The sequence below is a fragment of the Brevundimonas diminuta genome (genome assembly GCF_050310045.1).
Classification (GTDB): Bacteria; Pseudomonadota; Alphaproteobacteria; order Caulobacterales; family Caulobacteraceae; genus Brevundimonas; species Brevundimonas diminuta_F.
Genome location: NZ_CP190005.1, coordinates 2,750,068 through 2,766,052 on the forward strand (window position 1 = coordinate 2,750,068; position 15,985 = coordinate 2,766,052).

Consider the following 15,985-nt stretch of genomic DNA (forward strand, 5'->3'; position numbering starts at 1 on the left):
CCTACTCCGCCGCGTCCAGGGCTTCGGCCAGTTCCCGCTCCAGCCCGTAGTAGCGGGCGCGGTCCCAGAAGCGCGGGCGAGCGATGCCGGTCGAGCGGTGGCGACCCGTAATGCGGCCGTCTGCATCCTCGCCGGTGATCTCATAGACAAACAGGTCCTGAGTCACGATGACGTCGCCTTCCAGCCCCACCACCTCGGTGATGTGGGTGATGCGGCGCGAACCATCGCGCAGGCGGGCGGCCTGGACGATGACGTCGATAGAGCCGACGATCATCTCGCGGATGGTCTTGGACGGCAGGCCGTAACCGCCCATGGTGATCATCGATTCCATCCGGCTGATGGCTTCGCGCGGGCTGTTGGCGTGCAGCGTGCCCATCGAGCCGTCGTGGCCGGTATTCATCGCCTGCAACAGGTCGAAGGCCTCAGGCCCGCGCACCTCGCCCACGATGATGCGTTCAGGGCGCATACGCAGACAGTTCTTCACCAGATCGCGCATGGTGATCTGGCCCTGCCCCTCAAGGTTCGGCGGGCGGGTTTCAAGGCGCACGACGTGGGGCTGCTGCAGTTGCAGTTCGGCGGCGTCTTCACAGGTGATGACGCGCTCGGTCGGGTCGATGAAGGCCGTCAAGGTGTTCAGCAGGGTGGTCTTGCCCGACCCGGTGCCGCCCGAGATGACCAGATTGCATCGTGAGGCGCCGATGACGCCCAGGACGCGCGCGCATTCCGGACTGACGGAGTCGTACTCCACCAGATTGCGCATCGTCAGCTTGTCTTTCTTGAACTTCCGGATCGTCAGCGTCGGCCCGTCTATGGCCAGCGGCGGGGCGATGACGTTGACGCGGCTGCCGTCAGGCAGGCGGGCGTCGCAGATCGGGCTGGCCTCGTCGACACGTCGCCCGACCTGGGAAACGATCCGTTGACAGATGTTCATCAGCTGGGCGTTGTCGCGGAAACGGACGTTGGTCAGCTGCACCTTGCCGCCGACCTCGATGAAGACCCGCCCCGCGCCATTGACCATGATGTCGGCGATGTCGTCGCGCGCCAGCAGCGGTTCCAGCGGCCCGTAGCCGAGGACGTCGTTCAGGATGTCCTGAACCAGATGCTCCTGCTCGGCCACCGACATGGAGACGTTCTTGATCGCCACCAGCTCGGCGACGATGTCGCGGATTTCCTCGGACGCCGTCTTCTGGTCCAGCTGCGCCAGCTGGGCCAGATCGATGGTGTTCATCAGGGCGTTGAAGATGGTGGTCTTCGTCGCGTGGTAATAGTCGCTCTGTTCGCGCACGATCTCGGCGACGGCCTGCGCCTTCTTCAGCTGTTCCAGACCTGGCGTGGCGCGGGGTCCGGCGACAGGCCCGACGGGCGCCGCCTTCGGCCTTCGCCCCGTCAGCCCGTCCAGCGCGTCCAGACGATCGCTGCGCGGGGCATCGCCCGGAGATGGGACGGCGGGCGGAACTGCGACCGGCGGCGGGGCCAGGGGATCAAGGTCCTCGGCTGAAAAGCCGTCCACAGGCTCAGGCGTCCGACGACGCGGCGCCTCCGCCACGGCCGCCTCGGCAGGCCGAGACGCGAGCGGCGCCTGACCCGGCTGTGCTGTCCGCTTGCCGAACATCCGTTTAGGACTTCCTGCCGAACAGGGAACCGATCAGAGAGCCGCCCTTCGCTCCCGACCTGTTCCGCGTGGCCCCACGCGCAGGCGCGGCGGGCAGTTCACGGCGCGTCACGATCTGCGCCAGAGTTTCGAATGCTTCGGACGTCTTCGTCTTCGCAGCAGATTCCACGATCATCTGGCCGTTGTTGGCGGCCGCGCCGAACACCTTGGCGTCGAAGGGGATGATGAGGCTGGGGTGAACCCCCAGAGCCGCTCCGAAATCCTTGGCCGGAATCTCAGGCCTGCCCGGCATTCCGACCTGGTTCAGCACCAGACGCGGGGGGGCGTCGTTGGGTCGGCCCTGCTTGATCAGGTCGATCATATTCTTGGCGTTGCGCAGCGAGGCCAGGTCCGGCGTCGCCACCACCACCACTTCATCGGCGGCGATCAGCGCCCGTCGCATCCAGCCCGACCACAGGTGCGGCAGGTCCAGCACCACAAAAGGCGCCGTCGAACGGATGCGGTTGGTGACTTCCTCAAAAGCCTCGGCGCCGATGTCCCAGTCCGTCTCAAGCGTGGCGGGGGCCGCGAACAGGCTCAGCTTGTCGGTGCAGCGGACCATCATCCGGTCCAGCAGGGTGGCGTCCAGACGGTCCGGGCGGCTGAGGGCGTCCGCCACGCCGTTCAGCGGGTCCTGATTGAAATCCAGCCCCGCCGTGCCGAACGGCAGATCATAGTCGACAATGACGGTGTTGACGCCGATCCGCTCGCTCATCGCATAGGCGGTGTTGTGCGCCACGGCCGAGGCGCCCGCCCCGCCGCGCGCGCCGACAAAGGCGATGGTCCGGCCGACGAACGGCTGGCTGGGATCGGAGAACAAACCGCCGATGGCCGCGATCAGCTGAAGCGGCTGGACCGGCGCAACCAGATATTCGCTGACGCCCCGACGCATCAGCTCGCGGAACAGCAGGATGTCGTTGGTCGCGCCGATGATGACGACCTTGGTGCCGGAATCGCAGACCTCGGCCAACTGATCGATTTCAGTCAGCAGATCCTGCGGCGCCTTCAGGCTTTCCACGATGATCAGAGGCGGCGTCGACTCAGTCTGATAAGCCTCGATCGCCGCCTGCACCCCGCCCAGACGGATCTGCGTCGTGGCGCGCGTCATACGGCGGTCCTGCCCCGCACGATCTGCGGCCTCGGCCGTGTCCTGACGCTCAGCGAAGATGTGCAAGCCGATGCGCGGGATCGACACCTCGACCGCAGCCGGTCCGCCGGTCGCCAGGGCCATCGCGGTCTCCAGCGCGGGCATGGCCGCCGCAGGAGGCGCCGCCGACACGACAGGCGCAGACGGATCCGCCGCAGGGGCGCCCGCATCCAGCGTCAGGTCCAGCGGGTCGAAACCTTCTTCTATCGACGCCGCCGCCGAGGCCGGCGTCAGACCGTGCGTGGCGTCGAGATCCATGAACTCATCGTCGAGATCATAGCCGTCCAGAGGATCGAACGCCTGAGAAGGAAAAGGCTTGGGCGCTGTGGTCATTGAACGGCCTGCGAGATCCTGGTCCGGGCGATCAGAGGATCGCGCTGGGCCGAGGTCTGTCCGCCCTTGCGATAGTTGTCGAAGACGACCGAGCGGCGACCCATGTCCGACGGCGACATGGCGCGCGGCGCGATGATGTCACGCGGATTGGCGATCTGTGCAGCCAGATTGGCGTTGATGGCGCAGCCGAAATTCGAGGCTGACTGATTATCGCCCGTCCGGCCCAGATTGCCCCACTGGGTTCCGCATTGCGGCACGGCGGCGCGGACGGTCTCAAAACCGACCAGCACGGGCGCGCGCGGATCCGGCGCGTCATAGCCGATCAGTTGAATGCGGTCGCCGGGCACGCCCGCCGCTTCGAAGGCGGCTCTGACGTTCCATGCCGCCCGGCTCGCTACGGGATCGCCGCCTGCGGGCGCTTCGATCACCAGAGCGGGCGCCCCCTCCATGGCGAAACGCCCGATCAGGGCGTCCAGCGCGGCGTGCTGGTTGGGCGACAGACCCGTCTCGTGCACCGCAAGCGCGATGCGGTCCAGCCCCGGCTCGACCTGCAGGGCGAAGCGAGACGTCGGCGTCAGGGGCGGTTCCCCGCCCAGGCTGGCCGGTCCGCCGACGCAGCCGCTCAGAACCAGACCGAGAAGAAGTGCGGAGATGGAAGCGGTGCGGATCATGGCGCTCACTCGATCACATAGCCGACAGGCCCACGCCACCCGGCGCCCGCCTGGGCGGTCGGCGCGGGCGAGCCGTAGACCTGATTCAACTGGCCGAAGAAGAGGGTTTCAGCATCCTGTGCGATGCGCAGGCCGTCGGCGGGCGTCTGCATCCGATCCGGCGACGTCGGCGCGACGATGTAGGGCTCGACGATGACCACCAGCTCCGTCTCGCCCATCAGATAATCGCGTGACCGGAACAGTTGTCCCAGCACCGGCAGGTTGGTCATCCCCGGCAGGGCGTCCACGCTCTGGCGGGTGGATTCCTGCAGCAGGCCCGCGATCATCATCGAGCCGCCAGACGGAATTTCTATGGTGTTTTCGCTACGTCGCACCGTAAGGCCCGGCAGGGTGATTGATGATGGCGTGCCGGCGCCGATGGTCAGGCCGCCCTGAGGGGTCAGTTCCGACACCTCGACCTTGACCTGCATGTTGATGCGGCCCTCCGACAGGACAATCGGCCGGAACGCCAGGGCGACGCCGTAGGGCTTGTACTGCACGGACACCTGACCGTCGCGGTCACGGGCGGCAGGCACAGGGAATTCTCCGCCCGCCAGGAAGTTCGCCGCCTCGCCATTGACCGATGTCAGGTTCGGCTCGGCCAGCGTCCGCATCAGCCCGACCCGCTCAAATGCCTCCAGACAGGCGTTCGCCTCGGTGCCGGTCGCCGTTTTCCACGCCGTAGAGGCGACATTGCCCAGAACATCGCTGAGGCTGGTCGTCTCGGTCGAGCCGGTGACCGTCGCCAGAACATCCGTAATGGCGCTGCCCAGACTGGCGTTGGCCGAAGTGGTGTATTCGCCGCTCGCCAGAACCGAACGGATGGCCTCAAGAGCAGTTCGTCCCGTCAGCACGGTTGAATTTCCAGCAAAATCCGTGACCGTAACGGCGCCCGGCGCAACCCCGTTGAAGGTCAGCGTCCGGCCGTCTGACGTCGTCAGGGTCGTCGTAGCGGCGGCGGAGTTGTTCAGGCCCGCCGTATTGGTGATGTTCCGCGATATGTTGGTCGAGGCGTTCGTGCCGCTGGTCCGCCCCTGCGTCGTCTCAACAGTCTGCGCATGGTTCGTCGTGCGCACGCCGTTCTGGCCATAGCAGAGCGCGCCGCCGCCCTGAGCCCCGTTCACTCCATAGCTGGAGGCCCGGCCGAAGCCGTAGGAATGGATGCCGTTATTGCGCAGGATATCCGTCGACACGCCCAATTGCTTGAGCACGGAACGCTGCACCTCGACCACTCGGACCTTCAGCGTCACCTGATCTGAACCGGCGACGGCGATCATGTTCATGACCTTTTCCGGTCCGCTGACGAAGGCGCGGGCCACCTGTGCGGCGCGATCGGCTTCGGCCGGACTGGCGGCCACGCCGGTCAGGATGATGCTGTCATTGACGGCTTCGGCCTGCAGATTTGAGCCGGGCGCCACACGGCTGAGCGTGTCCTGAAGCGCGCTGACTCCCGCATCGACACGAACCCGCAGCGCCAGAATGGTACGGCCCGCACCGTCCAGAAACACCGCGTCCGTTTCGCCGCCCGCCAGGCCGATCATGGTGATCCGGCGCGGCGAGTGCAGCATGGCCTCCGCCACTGTGGGGTTTGAGACGATGACGTCGCGCGCGTCAGCAGGAAGATCAATCGCAAAAGACGTTCCACGCGGCAGATTCACCATCTGCGGCGCCGATCCGGCCGTGATGGACGCCCGTGTCTGCGCCCTGACGCCGTCAGGCCCTGCGCCTGTCATGGCGATCAGAGCCGCGCAGGCCGCCAATGCGAAACGATTCATGCCGGATAATCCCATCGTCGCCCTCATGGCACCGCCACCGTCTCGACCTGCCCCTCACGGTAGATGCGCACGGTGCTTCCGGCTCCGCCGCCGGCCTCGGTCGGGCGGCTGCGCACCGCGCCCGGCACATGCCCGGAAGGGCCCGCCGTATCGGCGTAGGAACGCAGAATGAGGGAGAGATTCCCCTCCGACCGCGCCAGGGCCAGAATCTCAGCGTCGCGTCCGGTCAGCTCCAGCGTGGCGGTGGCGCCCACGACAGCCTGTTCGTCTTCGGCCGCGCGTGTGCTCTGATCGATGGCCAGAACCTTGACGTTCCGCATGACCGTGGCCGTCGTATATCGTGAGCCGCTCGCATCCGCGCCGCTGGATTTGAGCTCGCGGGTCAACAGCACATCGACGCGGTCGCCTGGCAGGATGAAGCCGCCCGCCGCTGTTTCGACCGTCACGCTGATGGCCATGGCCCGCATGCCCGGCTCCAGATAGGCGGCCATATAGCCGCTGTCGCCCGCGCGCACGATCTTGCGCGCCACCAGAGGCTCTCCGGCCAGAATGGGTTCGCGCACCACGGCGCCGATATAGTCCGCCTTGGCGCCAGGCGTGTTGATGTCCGCAACAGCCTTCACGGCCTTGTCCACGACACCGGATTTGGCGGCGTCCGGCCTGGCGTCCCCGACCGCCGCATTTTCTGCGGCCGCGCCACCGACGCCGGGCGTCGGCGCAGCGCCGTCCGTTATGAACAGGGGGTTGAGTTCGTCGAGCGGCCAGTCTTTCCAGTTCAGGTCCGCCTCGACCAAACGGCGCCCCGGCTCCAGATCGCGCGCGGCCACCAGAACCTTCGCCATAGAGCGTGTTTCGACAGCGGCGGATGTGACCGTATCGGGCGCGCCGGACGATCCCATGGCCCGCACGACAAGCGCCAGCCCGATGGCCGCGAGGGCTGCAACGCAGATGACAGCGATCTTGGCGGGCTTCATGAAAGGTCTCCGGCAGACGCAACAGAAACCTATCCAGCCGCCGCCTGCACGTTAACCATGCTGCCGGAACGAGGTTAACGTGTCCCTAAGCGGGACAGCGCTTGACGAACATTGTCTGCTCAACCGGCGATAAAGGCCGCCATCAGCGGGCTGGACGGATAGGCCAGCAAGGCGCCGATGGCGATCGCCACGCCATAGGGAATGTCGCCCTTGGGCTGCATCAGACGCATCACCCAACCGGGACCAGTCTGAGCGAAGAACGGTAAATGGCTGCGCGCCGTCATCAGCATCAAGCAGAAACCGCCACCGGCAATCGCCGTATAAAGAACAAAGGGCAGGCTTGCGGATGCTCCCATCCACAGCATGGACGCCGCCAGAAGCTTGGCGTCGCCCCCGCCGATCCAGTTCATCGCGAACATGCCCATGCCGATGAGAAGCGCCAGCGCGGCCAATCCCGCACCAATGCCCACGGCCTCAAGCGGCACATTCATCGCAAATGCAGCAGGAAAAAAACCTATAATGAGAAAGCCGGATATCCAGTTCGGAATCTTCATCGTCGTCAAGTCACTCAAGGCCGCAATGACGACAAGAACGGGAAAAATGCTGATTAGAAGTGAGCTCACAACAAACATTCCCGTTTATATAAACGTATTACTGAAACAGACTTACTAACGCTTAAAGACTGGAGCCGAAGCCGCAAGGCTTCGGCTCCAACCTTAATAAGTCGGATTAGCTGCCAGCACCGGGGCTGGCAGGGCTTTTCCCTTCCAGGCCATCCGTGACGCTTTCAAACGTCGTCTTAAGTTGCTTGCCTAAAAGACCAACAGCCCCAATGATCACCACAGCGATCAAGGCAGCGATCAGGCCGTATTCAATAGCCGTAGCGCCGGATTCGTCTTTGACAAAGCGAGTGATGAAGTTACGCATCTATTGTCTTCCTTCTTTATAAGTAACGAGCATTTAAACCCACCATCAGGGTCGTCGGTTATGCCCGCTTGAACCCCGTTTGCATGAAGACAATGCGCCGCCACGCCTTAAGAGCGGGTAAAATATCGCCGCCATCGACAATTATTGATGGTTACTTGTTCGTTTACAGGCCTTCGGCGCTCAATGCAGTTTTCCGCCGAATTTCAGGCTTTCTTGACTTTTAAGCGTCAGCATTCTTCCCGGCGCTCGCGCGCGCACGTTCTTGATTGAATTTTGATATCGCGAAGGAAGCCCATGCGCCTCTCCCCTGTGATCGCCGGCCTCGGCCTGGCTGCCGCCCTCTTCGCAGGGGCGCCGGCTCAGGCGCAGCAGGGTCCGCTTGATGTGCCGATCAATCAGGCGACCCAGGTCCAGTTGCGGGCGCCTGCCGGATCGGTGATCGTGGCCAATCCCCGTATCGCAGATGTCGCCGTCACCGACGCACGAACCCTGTTCATCACCGGCAAAAGCTATGGACTGACAGAAATCATCGCGGTCGACGCCCTTGGCCGCCCCCTGTTCCGGCGTCAGGTCATCGTCAGTCCCGGGCAGACAGGCTCCGTGCGTGTCTGGCGCGGGGGCGAAGCCGTCGATGTCACGTGCGGAACGCGCTGTGCGCCCGCCGTCGCCGGCCCTGCGGCGCCCTGATCTTCATGCGACACTCGCCGGGCCTGATACGCAGCATATCTTCCAGACGTCGTCGCGAAGGCTCGACGGCGGTTGAGTTCGCGCTGGTGGCCTTACCCTTTTTCGTATTGCTGTTCGGCATATTGGAAATCGGGCTGATGCTGCTGGTCGACGCCCTGTTGGAAACGGCGGCGTCGGACACCAGTCGCCAGATCCGCACCGGCCAGGCTCAAACCAGGCAACTCAAGCCCGAGGACATCAAGGCGCGGCTATGCGCCAATATGAGCCTGTTTTCCGGCGACTGCCCCAAACGCGCCCACATCGACATCCGCGTCCTCGACAACTTCGCCAGCAAACCGGATGTCGACCCCATGGAATCGGGCGAATTCGATCCCGATGAGCTGGAATATCAACCCGGCGCGCCCGGCGAACGCGTTCTGGTGCGCGTCTGGTATGATCACACCATCTACACGCCCTTCATCGCTCAGGCCGTGTCACGCACCGGCGACGGCCGCGTGATGCTGACGACCGCCCTGGCGTTCCGCAACGAGCCCTATCTATGAGACGCGGGCGCCTGAGCAGCCTGCCGAAACGCCTTCTGAACGATCAGCGCGGCGTGTCGGCGATCGAGTTCGCCCTGATCGCTCCGGTGATGATCCTGATCTATTTCGGGCTCGTCGTGTTCAGCCAGGCCTATATGGCCGAACGTCGGGCCAGCCACGTCGCGTCCATCGTGGCCGACCTGATCGCGCAGTCCGACGGCACATCCAGGAAGGATCTCGACAGCACCTTCTGGGTCGGCGACATCATCATGCAGCCTTTCGCGCCCGCGCAACTCTCGATCCGGGCGTCCAGCGTCACGGTCAATTCGCGCGGCGTCGCCACTGTGCAGTGGAGCCGGGCCAACGGGCGGAATATGGCGCAACGCAAGCGTGACTCGCAGATCGACAATCTGCCGCCTGACCTGATTTCAGCCGGTGAGACCGTGATTCTCGGTGAAACAGAGTATCGCTATAAGCTGTTCATCCCCGGCGCCCTGTCCAGGGACATCACCTTCCGGCGCCGCTATTTCCTTCTTCCGCGAACGGCCAACCAGATCGCCTGCCCTGACTGTTAGTCCACGCCGGTCAGGGCCTCTCTGAGCGCGCGAAACTTGGCCTCGGTCTCCAGTCGTTCGGCGTGCGGGTCGCTGTCGGCGACGATCCCCGCCCCGGCCTGAGCGCGCCAGCGCCAGCTGTCCTCGTCCCGTTCAAAAGCCGCCGTGCGGATCAGGACGGAGGCGGTCAGTCGTGGCTCCACGCCCAGCCCCCAGCCGAACAGGGAGCCGCACCACGGTCCGCGCGGCGGTTCATGACCGGCGATGACCTTCATGGCCTGATGCTTTGGGGCGCCGGTGATTGAGCCGGGCGGGAAGGTCGCCTCCATCACCTCGGCCGGACCGACGCCAGAGGCCGCCTGCGCGCTGACGGTCGAGACCAGATGATGCACCGTCGGATGGCTTTCCAGTTCGAACAGGCGATCGACGCGTACTGAACCTGGTTGCGCCGCGCGCGCCACGTCATTGCGCATCAGGTCCACGATCATCAGGTTTTCGGCCCGGTCCTTGGCGCTGGCCAGCAGGTCAGCCGCAAGCGCCGCATCACGCACAGGGTCCATATCGCGTGCGCGGGTGCCCTTGATCGGGCGCGTCTCGATCCGACCGCTGTCGCCGTCAAAAGTCAGGAACAGCTCGGGCGAATTGGACACCACCGCCCGCTCGCCCAACCGCCAGAAAGCGCCGTAAGCCGCGCCCCGCCCGACCGACAGCCTCAGAAACACCTCGAAAGGATCGCTCCCGGCCGAAAGGCGCCCGGTCCATGCACGCGCGATATTGGCCTGAAACAGTTCGCCCGCACCGATACGCGAAACCACGTCCGCCACCGCCGCCTTATAAGCCGCGCCTGAGCCGTCTTCGACCACATCGTCACAGGGCGGAGGGGGCGTCTCAAGGATCTGCGCCGCCTCTTCCAGCCAGAGGGCCGCGCGTCGAACCTGCGCGCGCGCCTGCGCCTCATTCCGCCCGCGCCCGATCGCCTGCACCCGACCTTCGCGATGATCGAAGACCAGGACCGCCGGATAGCGGGCCAACATCAGGTCCGGCCAGTCGCCGCCCCGCTCGCCCGTCGCCGGACGCGCGCCGGCGTCGTAGCTCATCAGACCGACGACCCCGCCGCCTCCAAAGACAGGTTCGCGCAGGCGCTGGAACAAGGCGCCGTCACTGGCCGGTCCCACACGGATCTGATCCGGTTCGCAGGCCACATAGGACCATCGTCCGCCATGCGCCGCCGGATCGCCTGCCCCCGCCAGCATAGCCAGCGCCCCCATGCGCCGGTTCAATCCCGCCGCCGTCGCCAGAGGATCACGCCACGGATGCGCCTCGACGCAGAACGCGGGCAGGTCGCTCACGGCGCCAGTCGCGCTCGAATGCGGTCGGCCAGCGGCGCATCCACGCCCAGAACCTGCTCCAGATAGGCGCGGACCGAACCGCTGTGCGCGCCGATGGCGCGGAAGGCCTCATCCAGATAGGCCGCCTCCACGCCGAGGAAGGCCGTCACCGCGCCGCGCGACGCCGTGCGTCCCGTCATGACCGTCAGCTTGCGCGCCATTTCCTCGGCCCGCTCTTCCAGCCTAACCGCCGCATTGGTCGCCAGGTAATCCGCCATCAGGTCATCGTGTTTTACACCCAGCAGATTGTGGGTCAGGGCCGCCAGCAGGCCGGTGCGGTCCTTGCCCGCCGCACAGTGGATCAGCACGGGTCCATCGACATCGCCCAACAGGCGGAAATAGCGGCTGAACAGGTCGACGTGAGCTGCTTCGAACGGCAGGCGGCGATAGGTCTCGGTCATGAAGGCGCGGCCCGACGCCTCGGTCAGTTCGGCGGTCTTCAGAAAGGTCAGATGCGGCGCCTCGCCGCCATCGTCATGATAGCTTTCGATCAACGCCCCGGCCCATCCGGCGGGTCGGCGCGAGGGCTGGGCCTTGCGTTCGCTGGGACGGCGCAGATCAACCACCGCCGCCAGCTTCAGCGCATCCAGTCGCGCCACATCCGCATCCGTGGCCCGCGCCTGATGCGCAGCGCGATACAGCCGCCCGCGCGCCAGCAGGCGATCGTCCGCAGCGTAACCGCCGTAATCTCGGAAGTTGTCGATGGCCTCGAACGGCGGAAGAAAGTCGCTCATGACCCTCATCCTTAGCCGGTTCAGCGCCCGGCGCCAGTCCGCCCGGCGCCGGGGCTGACAACGCCCTTACCGGAACGGCGGCTCGTCAAAAGCGCGCAGCTTGCGCGAGTGCAGGCGATTGCCCTCGGCGCGCAGCAGATCCACGGCCTGAATGCCGATCTGCAGGTGTTCCGAGATCGAGCCTTCATAGAAGCGGTTGGCCTGCCCCGGCAGCTTGATCTCGCCGTGCAGCGGCTTGTCCGACACGCACAGCAGCGTCCCGTAGGGCACGCGGAAGCGATAGCCCTGCGCGGCGATGGTGGCGCTTTCCATGTCGATGGCGACGGCGCGGCTCTGGTTGAAGCGCAGGGCCGACTTGGAATAACGCAGCTCCCAGTTGCGGTCGTCAGTGGTGACGACGGTGCCGGTGCGCAGGCGCTTCTTCACCTCTTCGCCCGGCGCGCCCGAGACCAGCTTGGTCGCGTCATAAAGGGCGCGCTGCACCTCGGCGATGTTGGGGATGGGGATGTCGGCGGGCAGGACAGCGTCCAGCACATGGTCGTCACGCAGATAGGCGTGGGCCAGCACATAGTCGCCGATGGTCTGGCTGCCGCGCAGGCCGCCGCAGTGGCCGATCATCATCCAGGCGTGCGGACGCATGACCGCCAGGTGGTCGCAGATCGTCTTGGCGTTCGACGGACCGACGCCGATGTTGACCAGGGTGATGCCCTGACCGTCCGGTCGCGTCAGGTGATAGGCGGGCATCTGATGCTTGCGCCATGCGGCGTCCATGATGGCCGCCTCCGGGTCGTCGGTGGCGCGCGTCACCACAACGCCGCCCGCGCAGGACAGGCTCTCATAAGGGCTGTCGGGATCGGCGATCTCGGCCGTGGCCCAGCGCACGAATTCGTCGACGTAGCGGTTGTAGTTGGTGAACAGGATGAAGCTCTGCACATCCTCGACCGGCGTGCCGGTGTAATGCCGCAGCCGCGCCAGCGAGAAATCAGTCCGCAGGGCGTCGAACTGGGCCAGCGGATGCTCTTCGCCCGGCTCCCACAGGCCGTCGGAGACTTCATCGCCGATATGGGCCAGTTCCGTCGTCGGGAACCAGCGGGCGATGGCCGCCGTCATGGTGCGGTCCAACACCACGTCCGAGCCATCCAGCACATAAGGGAAGGGGATTTCCTGATCCGACGGCTCGACCCTGAAATCGGCGTCGTATTCGTTGGCCAAAAGCGTCAGCTGTTCCAGCAGATAAGGGCGGAACAGATCCGGCCGGGTGATCGTCGTCGTATAGACGCCAGGCCAGGACAGGCGCCCATAGGCGCGGGTTTCCAGATTCTGGGGGCGGTCGCCATACCAGGTCACCGTCAGGCGGGGATAGGCGAACAGGCCTTCCGCGCGCGCCTCAGGTTCGGCGCGCTCGCCGGTCGCCAGGAAGGTCTTCACGGCCTGGCGCAGATTGGCGACGGATTGATTGTAGAGGGCTTCGAGGCGGTCCAGCGCCGCCTGGGGGGTCATCTTCTCTGTCATGACTTCCCCTAGCGGAAAAACATGACCGTGGCGAGACAGCGACGCTGATCTGAAATGACAGTTGAGCGAGCGCGTCTAGGCTCAGGACTCATAGCCAGAACAGGACGGTTGCGGCGAGGGCTATGGCGGACAGGAAGACGGTGGGGCAGCGATCATAACGCGTAGCGACGCGTCGCCAGTCTTTCAGGCGTCCAAACATAATCTCAATACGATTGCGTCGTTTATATCGGCGTTTGTCGTATCGGATGGGCTCGGTCCGGGATTTGCGGCCTGGGATACATAGGGTGATCCCCCTGGCCTGAAGGGCTTCTCGGAATCCATCTGCGTCATAGCCCCTGTCGCCCAGCAGCCATTGCACTTTAGGCAGGCTGCGCACCATCGCGGCAGCGCCGGTGTAGTCGCTGACATGACCCGCCGTCATGAAGAGGCTGATGGGTCTGCCGTTCGCATCGGTCACGGGCGTGGAGATTGGTGTTCATGCCGCCCTTGGTGCGCCCCCGAGGCCCCCTTTTTTACCCGCAGGCTCAAAGCCGTGCGGTGCGCCTTCAGATAGGTCGCGTCGATCATGACGGTGCGGCGTTCGGTCTGGGGCCCGGACAGGCCCTCCATCATCCTGATGAATACGCCTGCCTCGCTCCACTGCTTCCAGCGATTGTAGAGGATCTTATGCGGGCCGTAGGCCGCTGGCGCATCCCGCCAGCGCAGGCCGTTACGGTTGACGAAGATGATCCCGCTCAACACCCGACGGTCATCCACTCGGGGCTTGCCGGGGCTCTTGGGGAAATAAAGCGCCAGCCGAGTCATCTGCTCGTCCATCAGCCAATACAGGTCACTCCATATCCAGCCTGAATCAGATCGAGCGCCTCATATCAACGGGTCCTGAGCCTAGATGGAGTCTTGGGACCTTGGCTATGAGCCGCCCAAAGGAAAGCATGCTGACCGCACACCCCTATCGCGCAGAAGATCGAGAGGCCTGCCTGACCCTGTTCGACGGCAATACGCCTCGCTTTTTCGACGCCGCTGAGCGCGAAGGATTCGTCGACTATCTGCAAGCAACGGCGTTTCAACACGCCTATCAGGTGATCGAGCGCGACGGGCGCGTCATGGCCTGCGGCGGCAATGCGATCGAGCCGGACAGGATCAGCGTGGCCCTGTGCTGGGACATGGTGTTGAGGCTGGATTGAGGGAGAGGGGGCGGCCCGGCTTCTCAGTCGGGGGGGCGTTAAGGCCGGGCCGCCACAGACAAGGTCGGAATCGGGGGGGCGTATCCGACGTGTCCGGTTGCACAACCCCTGATCGTGCGGTTGGTTCCGCCCGACCCCGGACGCACCATCATATTCAGATCGGCCTTCTCAGGCAGGCGCCTCACACCGGTCGATGACGACGCTGTAACTGCCAGGCCGCCCCCCCGCCCAGCAGGACGGCCAGCAGGATCATGGCCCATTCGGCCAGGGTCGGAACGGGCGCAGGCGCGACGCTGCCGACCGTCGCCGTCGCCGTGGCGCGGTTGTTGGTCGGATCAGGATCCAGCGCGCTGGGCCTGACCTCCGCTTCTCCCGTCAAGAGAGTTCCCGGCATAGCGCCAGACGGCAGCACTGCCTCCGTTTTCAGGGTAAACTGCTGCCCGTCGTTAAGGGTGACTTTGCGAACAAGCGCGCCCGTCGTGTGCGTGCCAACGATCGCTCCGGCGTTGGTGCTGACCAAATGCGCCGTCAGCCCGACAGGCAGCCATATCTCCGCCTCCAAATCAGTGACCTGTCCCGGCCCGTGATTGGTGACCACGGCTGCAAACTTGATCACGTCGCCCGGGATTGGCGACTGAGGGCTGGCCGTCAATGTGATGGATACATCCGGATTCTGCGCCGCCGCAGCGGTCGCGCCCAGGGTGAGCAGGAGCCCGAGGGCAAGACCGGCCAGAAATTTCATATCGCACCACTTTCACAAAAACCAAGCGGGTCGGACAACGTAATCAATGATCAGTCAATGATAACCATTGATATTTCAAAGTCTTTCCCATGCAGGCGGGCTTTACCTTGCACGCCTTGCCACCGCATGAGAGCCGGCTGAAGCGGATGAGCGTCGGGAGATTGAGATGAGCCGCATTCTGGGCGTTCTGGGCGGGATGGGACCGGCCGCAAGCGTGGCCTTTCTGGCGCGCGTGCAGGCGCTGACGCCGGCAAAGGGCGATGAGGACCACATCCGGGTCATCGCCGACATCAATCCGCAGGTGCCCAATCGCCATAGCCAGCCGGAAGCGGCGGGACATGCGCTGGGCCAGATGGCGCAGGGGCTGAAGACGGCGGGGGCGCAGGTGCTGGCCATGCCGTGCAATACGGCCCACGCCCATGCGGACGCCATCCGCGCGGCGGGCCTGCCCTTCATCGACATGATCGCCGAGACGGCGAAAACCGCAGGCGCGACCGGCGCGAAGCGGGTCGGGGTGCTGGCCACGCCGGGCGCCGCCCTGCTCTACGCCGAGACGCTGGCCGCCGAAGGGCTGGAGATGGTCGCCCCCTTACCCGCCGATCGCGAGCGGTTCATGCGGGTGGTGTTCGGGGTCAAGGCGGGGGATGTCGGGGCCGATCAGCGGGCGGCGATGCGCGATCTGGCGCAGGCCCTGATCGCGGCGGGCGCCGAGGCGGTCATCGGCGGCTGCACCGAGGTTCCGCTGCTGCTGGATCAGGGCGACGTGACGGCGCCGCTGATCGACTCGGCCGAGGTGCTGGCGCAGGCCAGCGTGGCGGCCTGCCGCTGACGGCGGCGGGCCGTCAGGCCTCCGACTTCTTGCCCATCAGGGGCGACAGCAGGCTGTTCACCTCGTCCATCTGGCCGTGGCCTTCGGCGGCGCGGTGTTCCAGCTCTGCGGCGCGGCGTTCCAGTTCGCGGGCGCGTTCGGCGCGGGGATCGTCAGCCTCGACCGCCGTCAGGGTCGGACGGCGCGCCTCAAGTTCGGCCAGCAGTTCGTCGAACCGGGCCTGGTTCATGTTCTCGCCCTGCTCGAACAGGGCGATGGCTTCTTCCAGCGCGGTTTCAAAGGCGTCTTGATCGGGCATGGGGCCTCATCCTCTTATG

17 protein-coding genes and 1 pseudogene are annotated in these 15,985 nt (G+C 65.3%); 5 read left to right on the plus strand and 13 right to left on the minus strand.

Annotation, left to right across the window (positions count from 1 at the left end):
* Nucleotide 1: 1 nt before the first annotated feature.
* The 7 genes from ACORJG_RS13250 to ACORJG_RS13280 form a co-directional block, all read right to left on the minus strand.
* Nucleotides 2–1,612 (minus strand): CpaF family protein, encoded by a 1,611-nt coding sequence (locus tag ACORJG_RS13250; protein WP_427789676.1) that lies wholly within the window; start codon nt 1,610–1,612, stop codon nt 2–4.
* A gap of 4 nt (nt 1,613–1,616) precedes the next feature.
* Nucleotides 1,617–3,131 (minus strand): AAA family ATPase, encoded by a 1,515-nt coding sequence (locus tag ACORJG_RS13255; RefSeq protein ID WP_427789678.1) that lies wholly within the window; start codon nt 3,129–3,131, stop codon nt 1,617–1,619.
* Entirely contained in the window at nt 3,128–3,802 is a 675-nt protein-coding gene (locus ACORJG_RS13260; RefSeq protein ID WP_427789680.1) for a CpaD family pilus assembly protein, read from the minus strand. The genes ACORJG_RS13255 and ACORJG_RS13260 overlap by 4 nt, the downstream gene beginning before the upstream one ends.
* A 5-nt stretch (nt 3,803–3,807) precedes the next feature.
* A complete protein-coding gene (locus tag ACORJG_RS13265) occupies nt 3,808–5,616 on the minus strand; it encodes a type II and III secretion system protein family protein (protein WP_427789682.1) in 1,809 nt (602 codons plus the stop codon).
* A 23-nt stretch (nt 5,617–5,639) separates the two neighbouring features.
* The gene (gene cpaB, locus ACORJG_RS13270) at nt 5,640–6,590 is read right to left on the minus strand and encodes a Flp pilus assembly protein CpaB (RefSeq protein ID WP_427789684.1); all 951 of its coding nucleotides are present in this window, start codon (nt 6,588–6,590) and stop codon (nt 5,640–5,642) included.
* 119 nt (nt 6,591–6,709) lie between these two features.
* Nucleotides 6,710–7,222, minus strand: coding sequence for an A24 family peptidase (locus ACORJG_RS13275; protein WP_427789686.1), 513 nt, complete (start codon nt 7,220–7,222; stop codon nt 6,710–6,712).
* A 97-nt stretch (nt 7,223–7,319) separates the two neighbouring features.
* Nucleotides 7,320–7,517, minus strand: coding sequence for a Flp family type IVb pilin (locus tag ACORJG_RS13280; RefSeq protein ID WP_427789688.1), 198 nt, complete (start codon nt 7,515–7,517; stop codon nt 7,320–7,322).
* A gap of 294 nt (nt 7,518–7,811) precedes the next feature.
* On the opposite strand from ACORJG_RS13280, the gene ACORJG_RS13285 reads away from it, so the two are divergent.
* From ACORJG_RS13285 to ACORJG_RS13295, 3 genes are read left to right on the plus strand one after another with little or no spacing between them, the layout of a single operon-like run.
* A complete protein-coding gene (locus ACORJG_RS13285; RefSeq protein ID WP_427789690.1) occupies nt 7,812–8,204 on the plus strand; it encodes a pilus assembly protein N-terminal domain-containing protein in 393 nt (130 codons plus the stop codon).
* A 5-nt stretch (nt 8,205–8,209) separates the two neighbouring features.
* Nucleotides 8,210–8,746: a TadE/TadG family type IV pilus assembly protein gene (locus tag ACORJG_RS13290; protein WP_427789692.1), complete on the plus strand. Its 537-nt coding sequence runs from the start codon at nt 8,210–8,212 to the stop codon at nt 8,744–8,746.
* Complete coding sequence (locus ACORJG_RS13295; RefSeq protein WP_427789694.1) at nt 8,743–9,300, plus strand: TadE/TadG family type IV pilus assembly protein; 558 nt, start codon at nt 8,743–8,745, stop codon at nt 9,298–9,300. The genes ACORJG_RS13290 and ACORJG_RS13295 overlap by 4 nt, the downstream gene beginning before the upstream one ends.
* On the opposite strand, the gene ACORJG_RS13300 is transcribed toward ACORJG_RS13295, so the two are convergent.
* The 4 genes and pseudogenes from ACORJG_RS13300 to ACORJG_RS13315 all read right to left on the minus strand — a co-directional run bounded on the left by ACORJG_RS13300 (nt 9,297) and on the right by ACORJG_RS13315 (nt 13,729).
* Nucleotides 9,297–10,547: an anthranilate synthase component I family protein gene (locus tag ACORJG_RS13300; RefSeq protein ID WP_427793056.1), complete on the minus strand. Its 1,251-nt coding sequence runs from the start codon at nt 10,545–10,547 to the stop codon at nt 9,297–9,299. The two genes, ACORJG_RS13295 and ACORJG_RS13300, sit on opposite strands and share 4 nt — an antisense overlap.
* A gap of 77 nt (nt 10,548–10,624) precedes the next feature.
* Nucleotides 10,625–11,401, minus strand: coding sequence for a tyrosine-protein phosphatase (locus ACORJG_RS13305; protein WP_427789696.1), 777 nt, complete (start codon nt 11,399–11,401; stop codon nt 10,625–10,627).
* Between the two features lie 66 nt (nt 11,402–11,467).
* Nucleotides 11,468–12,913, minus strand: a complete 1,446-nt coding sequence (locus ACORJG_RS13310) for an AMP nucleosidase (protein WP_427789698.1) — start codon at nt 12,911–12,913, stop codon at nt 11,468–11,470.
* An 88-nt stretch (nt 12,914–13,001) separates the two neighbouring features.
* A pseudogene (locus tag ACORJG_RS13315) lies at nt 13,002–13,729 on the minus strand (IS5 family transposase).
* 116 nt (nt 13,730–13,845) lie between these two features.
* On the opposite strand from ACORJG_RS13315, the gene ACORJG_RS13320 reads away from it, so the two are divergent.
* Nucleotides 13,846–14,097, plus strand: coding sequence for a hypothetical protein (locus tag ACORJG_RS13320; protein WP_427789700.1), 252 nt, complete (start codon nt 13,846–13,848; stop codon nt 14,095–14,097).
* 181 nt (nt 14,098–14,278) lie between these two features.
* Here the strand turns inward: ACORJG_RS13320 and ACORJG_RS13325 are convergent, their stop codons facing one another.
* On the minus strand, nt 14,279–14,839 hold the full coding sequence (locus ACORJG_RS13325) for an IPTL-CTERM sorting domain-containing protein (protein WP_427789702.1): 561 nt from the start codon (nt 14,837–14,839) through the stop codon (nt 14,279–14,281).
* 166 nt (nt 14,840–15,005) lie between these two features.
* On the opposite strand from ACORJG_RS13325, the gene ACORJG_RS13330 reads away from it, so the two are divergent.
* The gene (locus tag ACORJG_RS13330; RefSeq protein ID WP_427789704.1) at nt 15,006–15,668 is read left to right on the plus strand and encodes an aspartate/glutamate racemase family protein; all 663 of its coding nucleotides are present in this window, start codon (nt 15,006–15,008) and stop codon (nt 15,666–15,668) included.
* Between the two features lie 13 nt (nt 15,669–15,681).
* Here ACORJG_RS13330 and ACORJG_RS13335 read toward each other — a convergent pair whose 3' ends face one another.
* The gene (locus ACORJG_RS13335) at nt 15,682–15,966 is read right to left on the minus strand and encodes a hypothetical protein (RefSeq protein ID WP_427789706.1); all 285 of its coding nucleotides are present in this window, start codon (nt 15,964–15,966) and stop codon (nt 15,682–15,684) included.
* Nucleotides 15,967–15,985: the final 19 nt, after the last annotated feature.

Coding starts and splice junctions, on each gene's coding strand:
- ACORJG_RS13325 (WP_427789702.1), bottom strand. CDS start 14,839: ATGAAATTTCTGGCCGGTCTTGCCCTCGGGCTCCTGCTCACCCTGGGC.
- ACORJG_RS13265 (WP_427789682.1), bottom strand. CDS start 5,616: ATGAATCGTTTCGCATTGGCGGCCTGCGCGGCTCTGATCGCCATGACA.
- ACORJG_RS13320 (WP_427789700.1), top strand. CDS start 13,846: ATGCTGACCGCACACCCCTATCGCGCAGAAGATCGAGAGGCCTGCCTG.
- ACORJG_RS13290 (WP_427789692.1), top strand. CDS start 8,210: ATGCGACACTCGCCGGGCCTGATACGCAGCATATCTTCCAGACGTCGT.
- ACORJG_RS13300 (WP_427793056.1), bottom strand. CDS start 10,547: ATGGGGGCGCTGGCTATGCTGGCGGGGGCAGGCGATCCGGCGGCGCAT.
- ACORJG_RS13330 (WP_427789704.1), top strand. CDS start 15,006: ATGAGCCGCATTCTGGGCGTTCTGGGCGGGATGGGACCGGCCGCAAGC.
- ACORJG_RS13250 (WP_427789676.1), bottom strand. CDS start 1,612: ATGTTCGGCAAGCGGACAGCACAGCCGGGTCAGGCGCCGCTCGCGTCT.
- ACORJG_RS13275 (WP_427789686.1), bottom strand. CDS start 7,222: ATGTTTGTTGTGAGCTCACTTCTAATCAGCATTTTTCCCGTTCTTGTC.
- cpaB (WP_427789684.1), bottom strand. CDS start 6,590: ATGAAGCCCGCCAAGATCGCTGTCATCTGCGTTGCAGCCCTCGCGGCC.
- ACORJG_RS13255 (WP_427789678.1), bottom strand. CDS start 3,131: ATGACCACAGCGCCCAAGCCTTTTCCTTCTCAGGCGTTCGATCCTCTG.
- ACORJG_RS13285 (WP_427789690.1), top strand. CDS start 7,812: ATGCGCCTCTCCCCTGTGATCGCCGGCCTCGGCCTGGCTGCCGCCCTC.
- ACORJG_RS13310 (WP_427789698.1), bottom strand. CDS start 12,913: ATGACAGAGAAGATGACCCCCCAGGCGGCGCTGGACCGCCTCGAAGCC.
- ACORJG_RS13260 (WP_427789680.1), bottom strand. CDS start 3,802: ATGATCCGCACCGCTTCCATCTCCGCACTTCTTCTCGGTCTGGTTCTG.
- ACORJG_RS13295 (WP_427789694.1), top strand. CDS start 8,743: ATGAGACGCGGGCGCCTGAGCAGCCTGCCGAAACGCCTTCTGAACGAT.
- ACORJG_RS13280 (WP_427789688.1), bottom strand. CDS start 7,517: ATGCGTAACTTCATCACTCGCTTTGTCAAAGACGAATCCGGCGCTACG.
- ACORJG_RS13335 (WP_427789706.1), bottom strand. CDS start 15,966: ATGCCCGATCAAGACGCCTTTGAAACCGCGCTGGAAGAAGCCATCGCC.
- ACORJG_RS13305 (WP_427789696.1), bottom strand. CDS start 11,401: ATGAGCGACTTTCTTCCGCCGTTCGAGGCCATCGACAACTTCCGAGAT.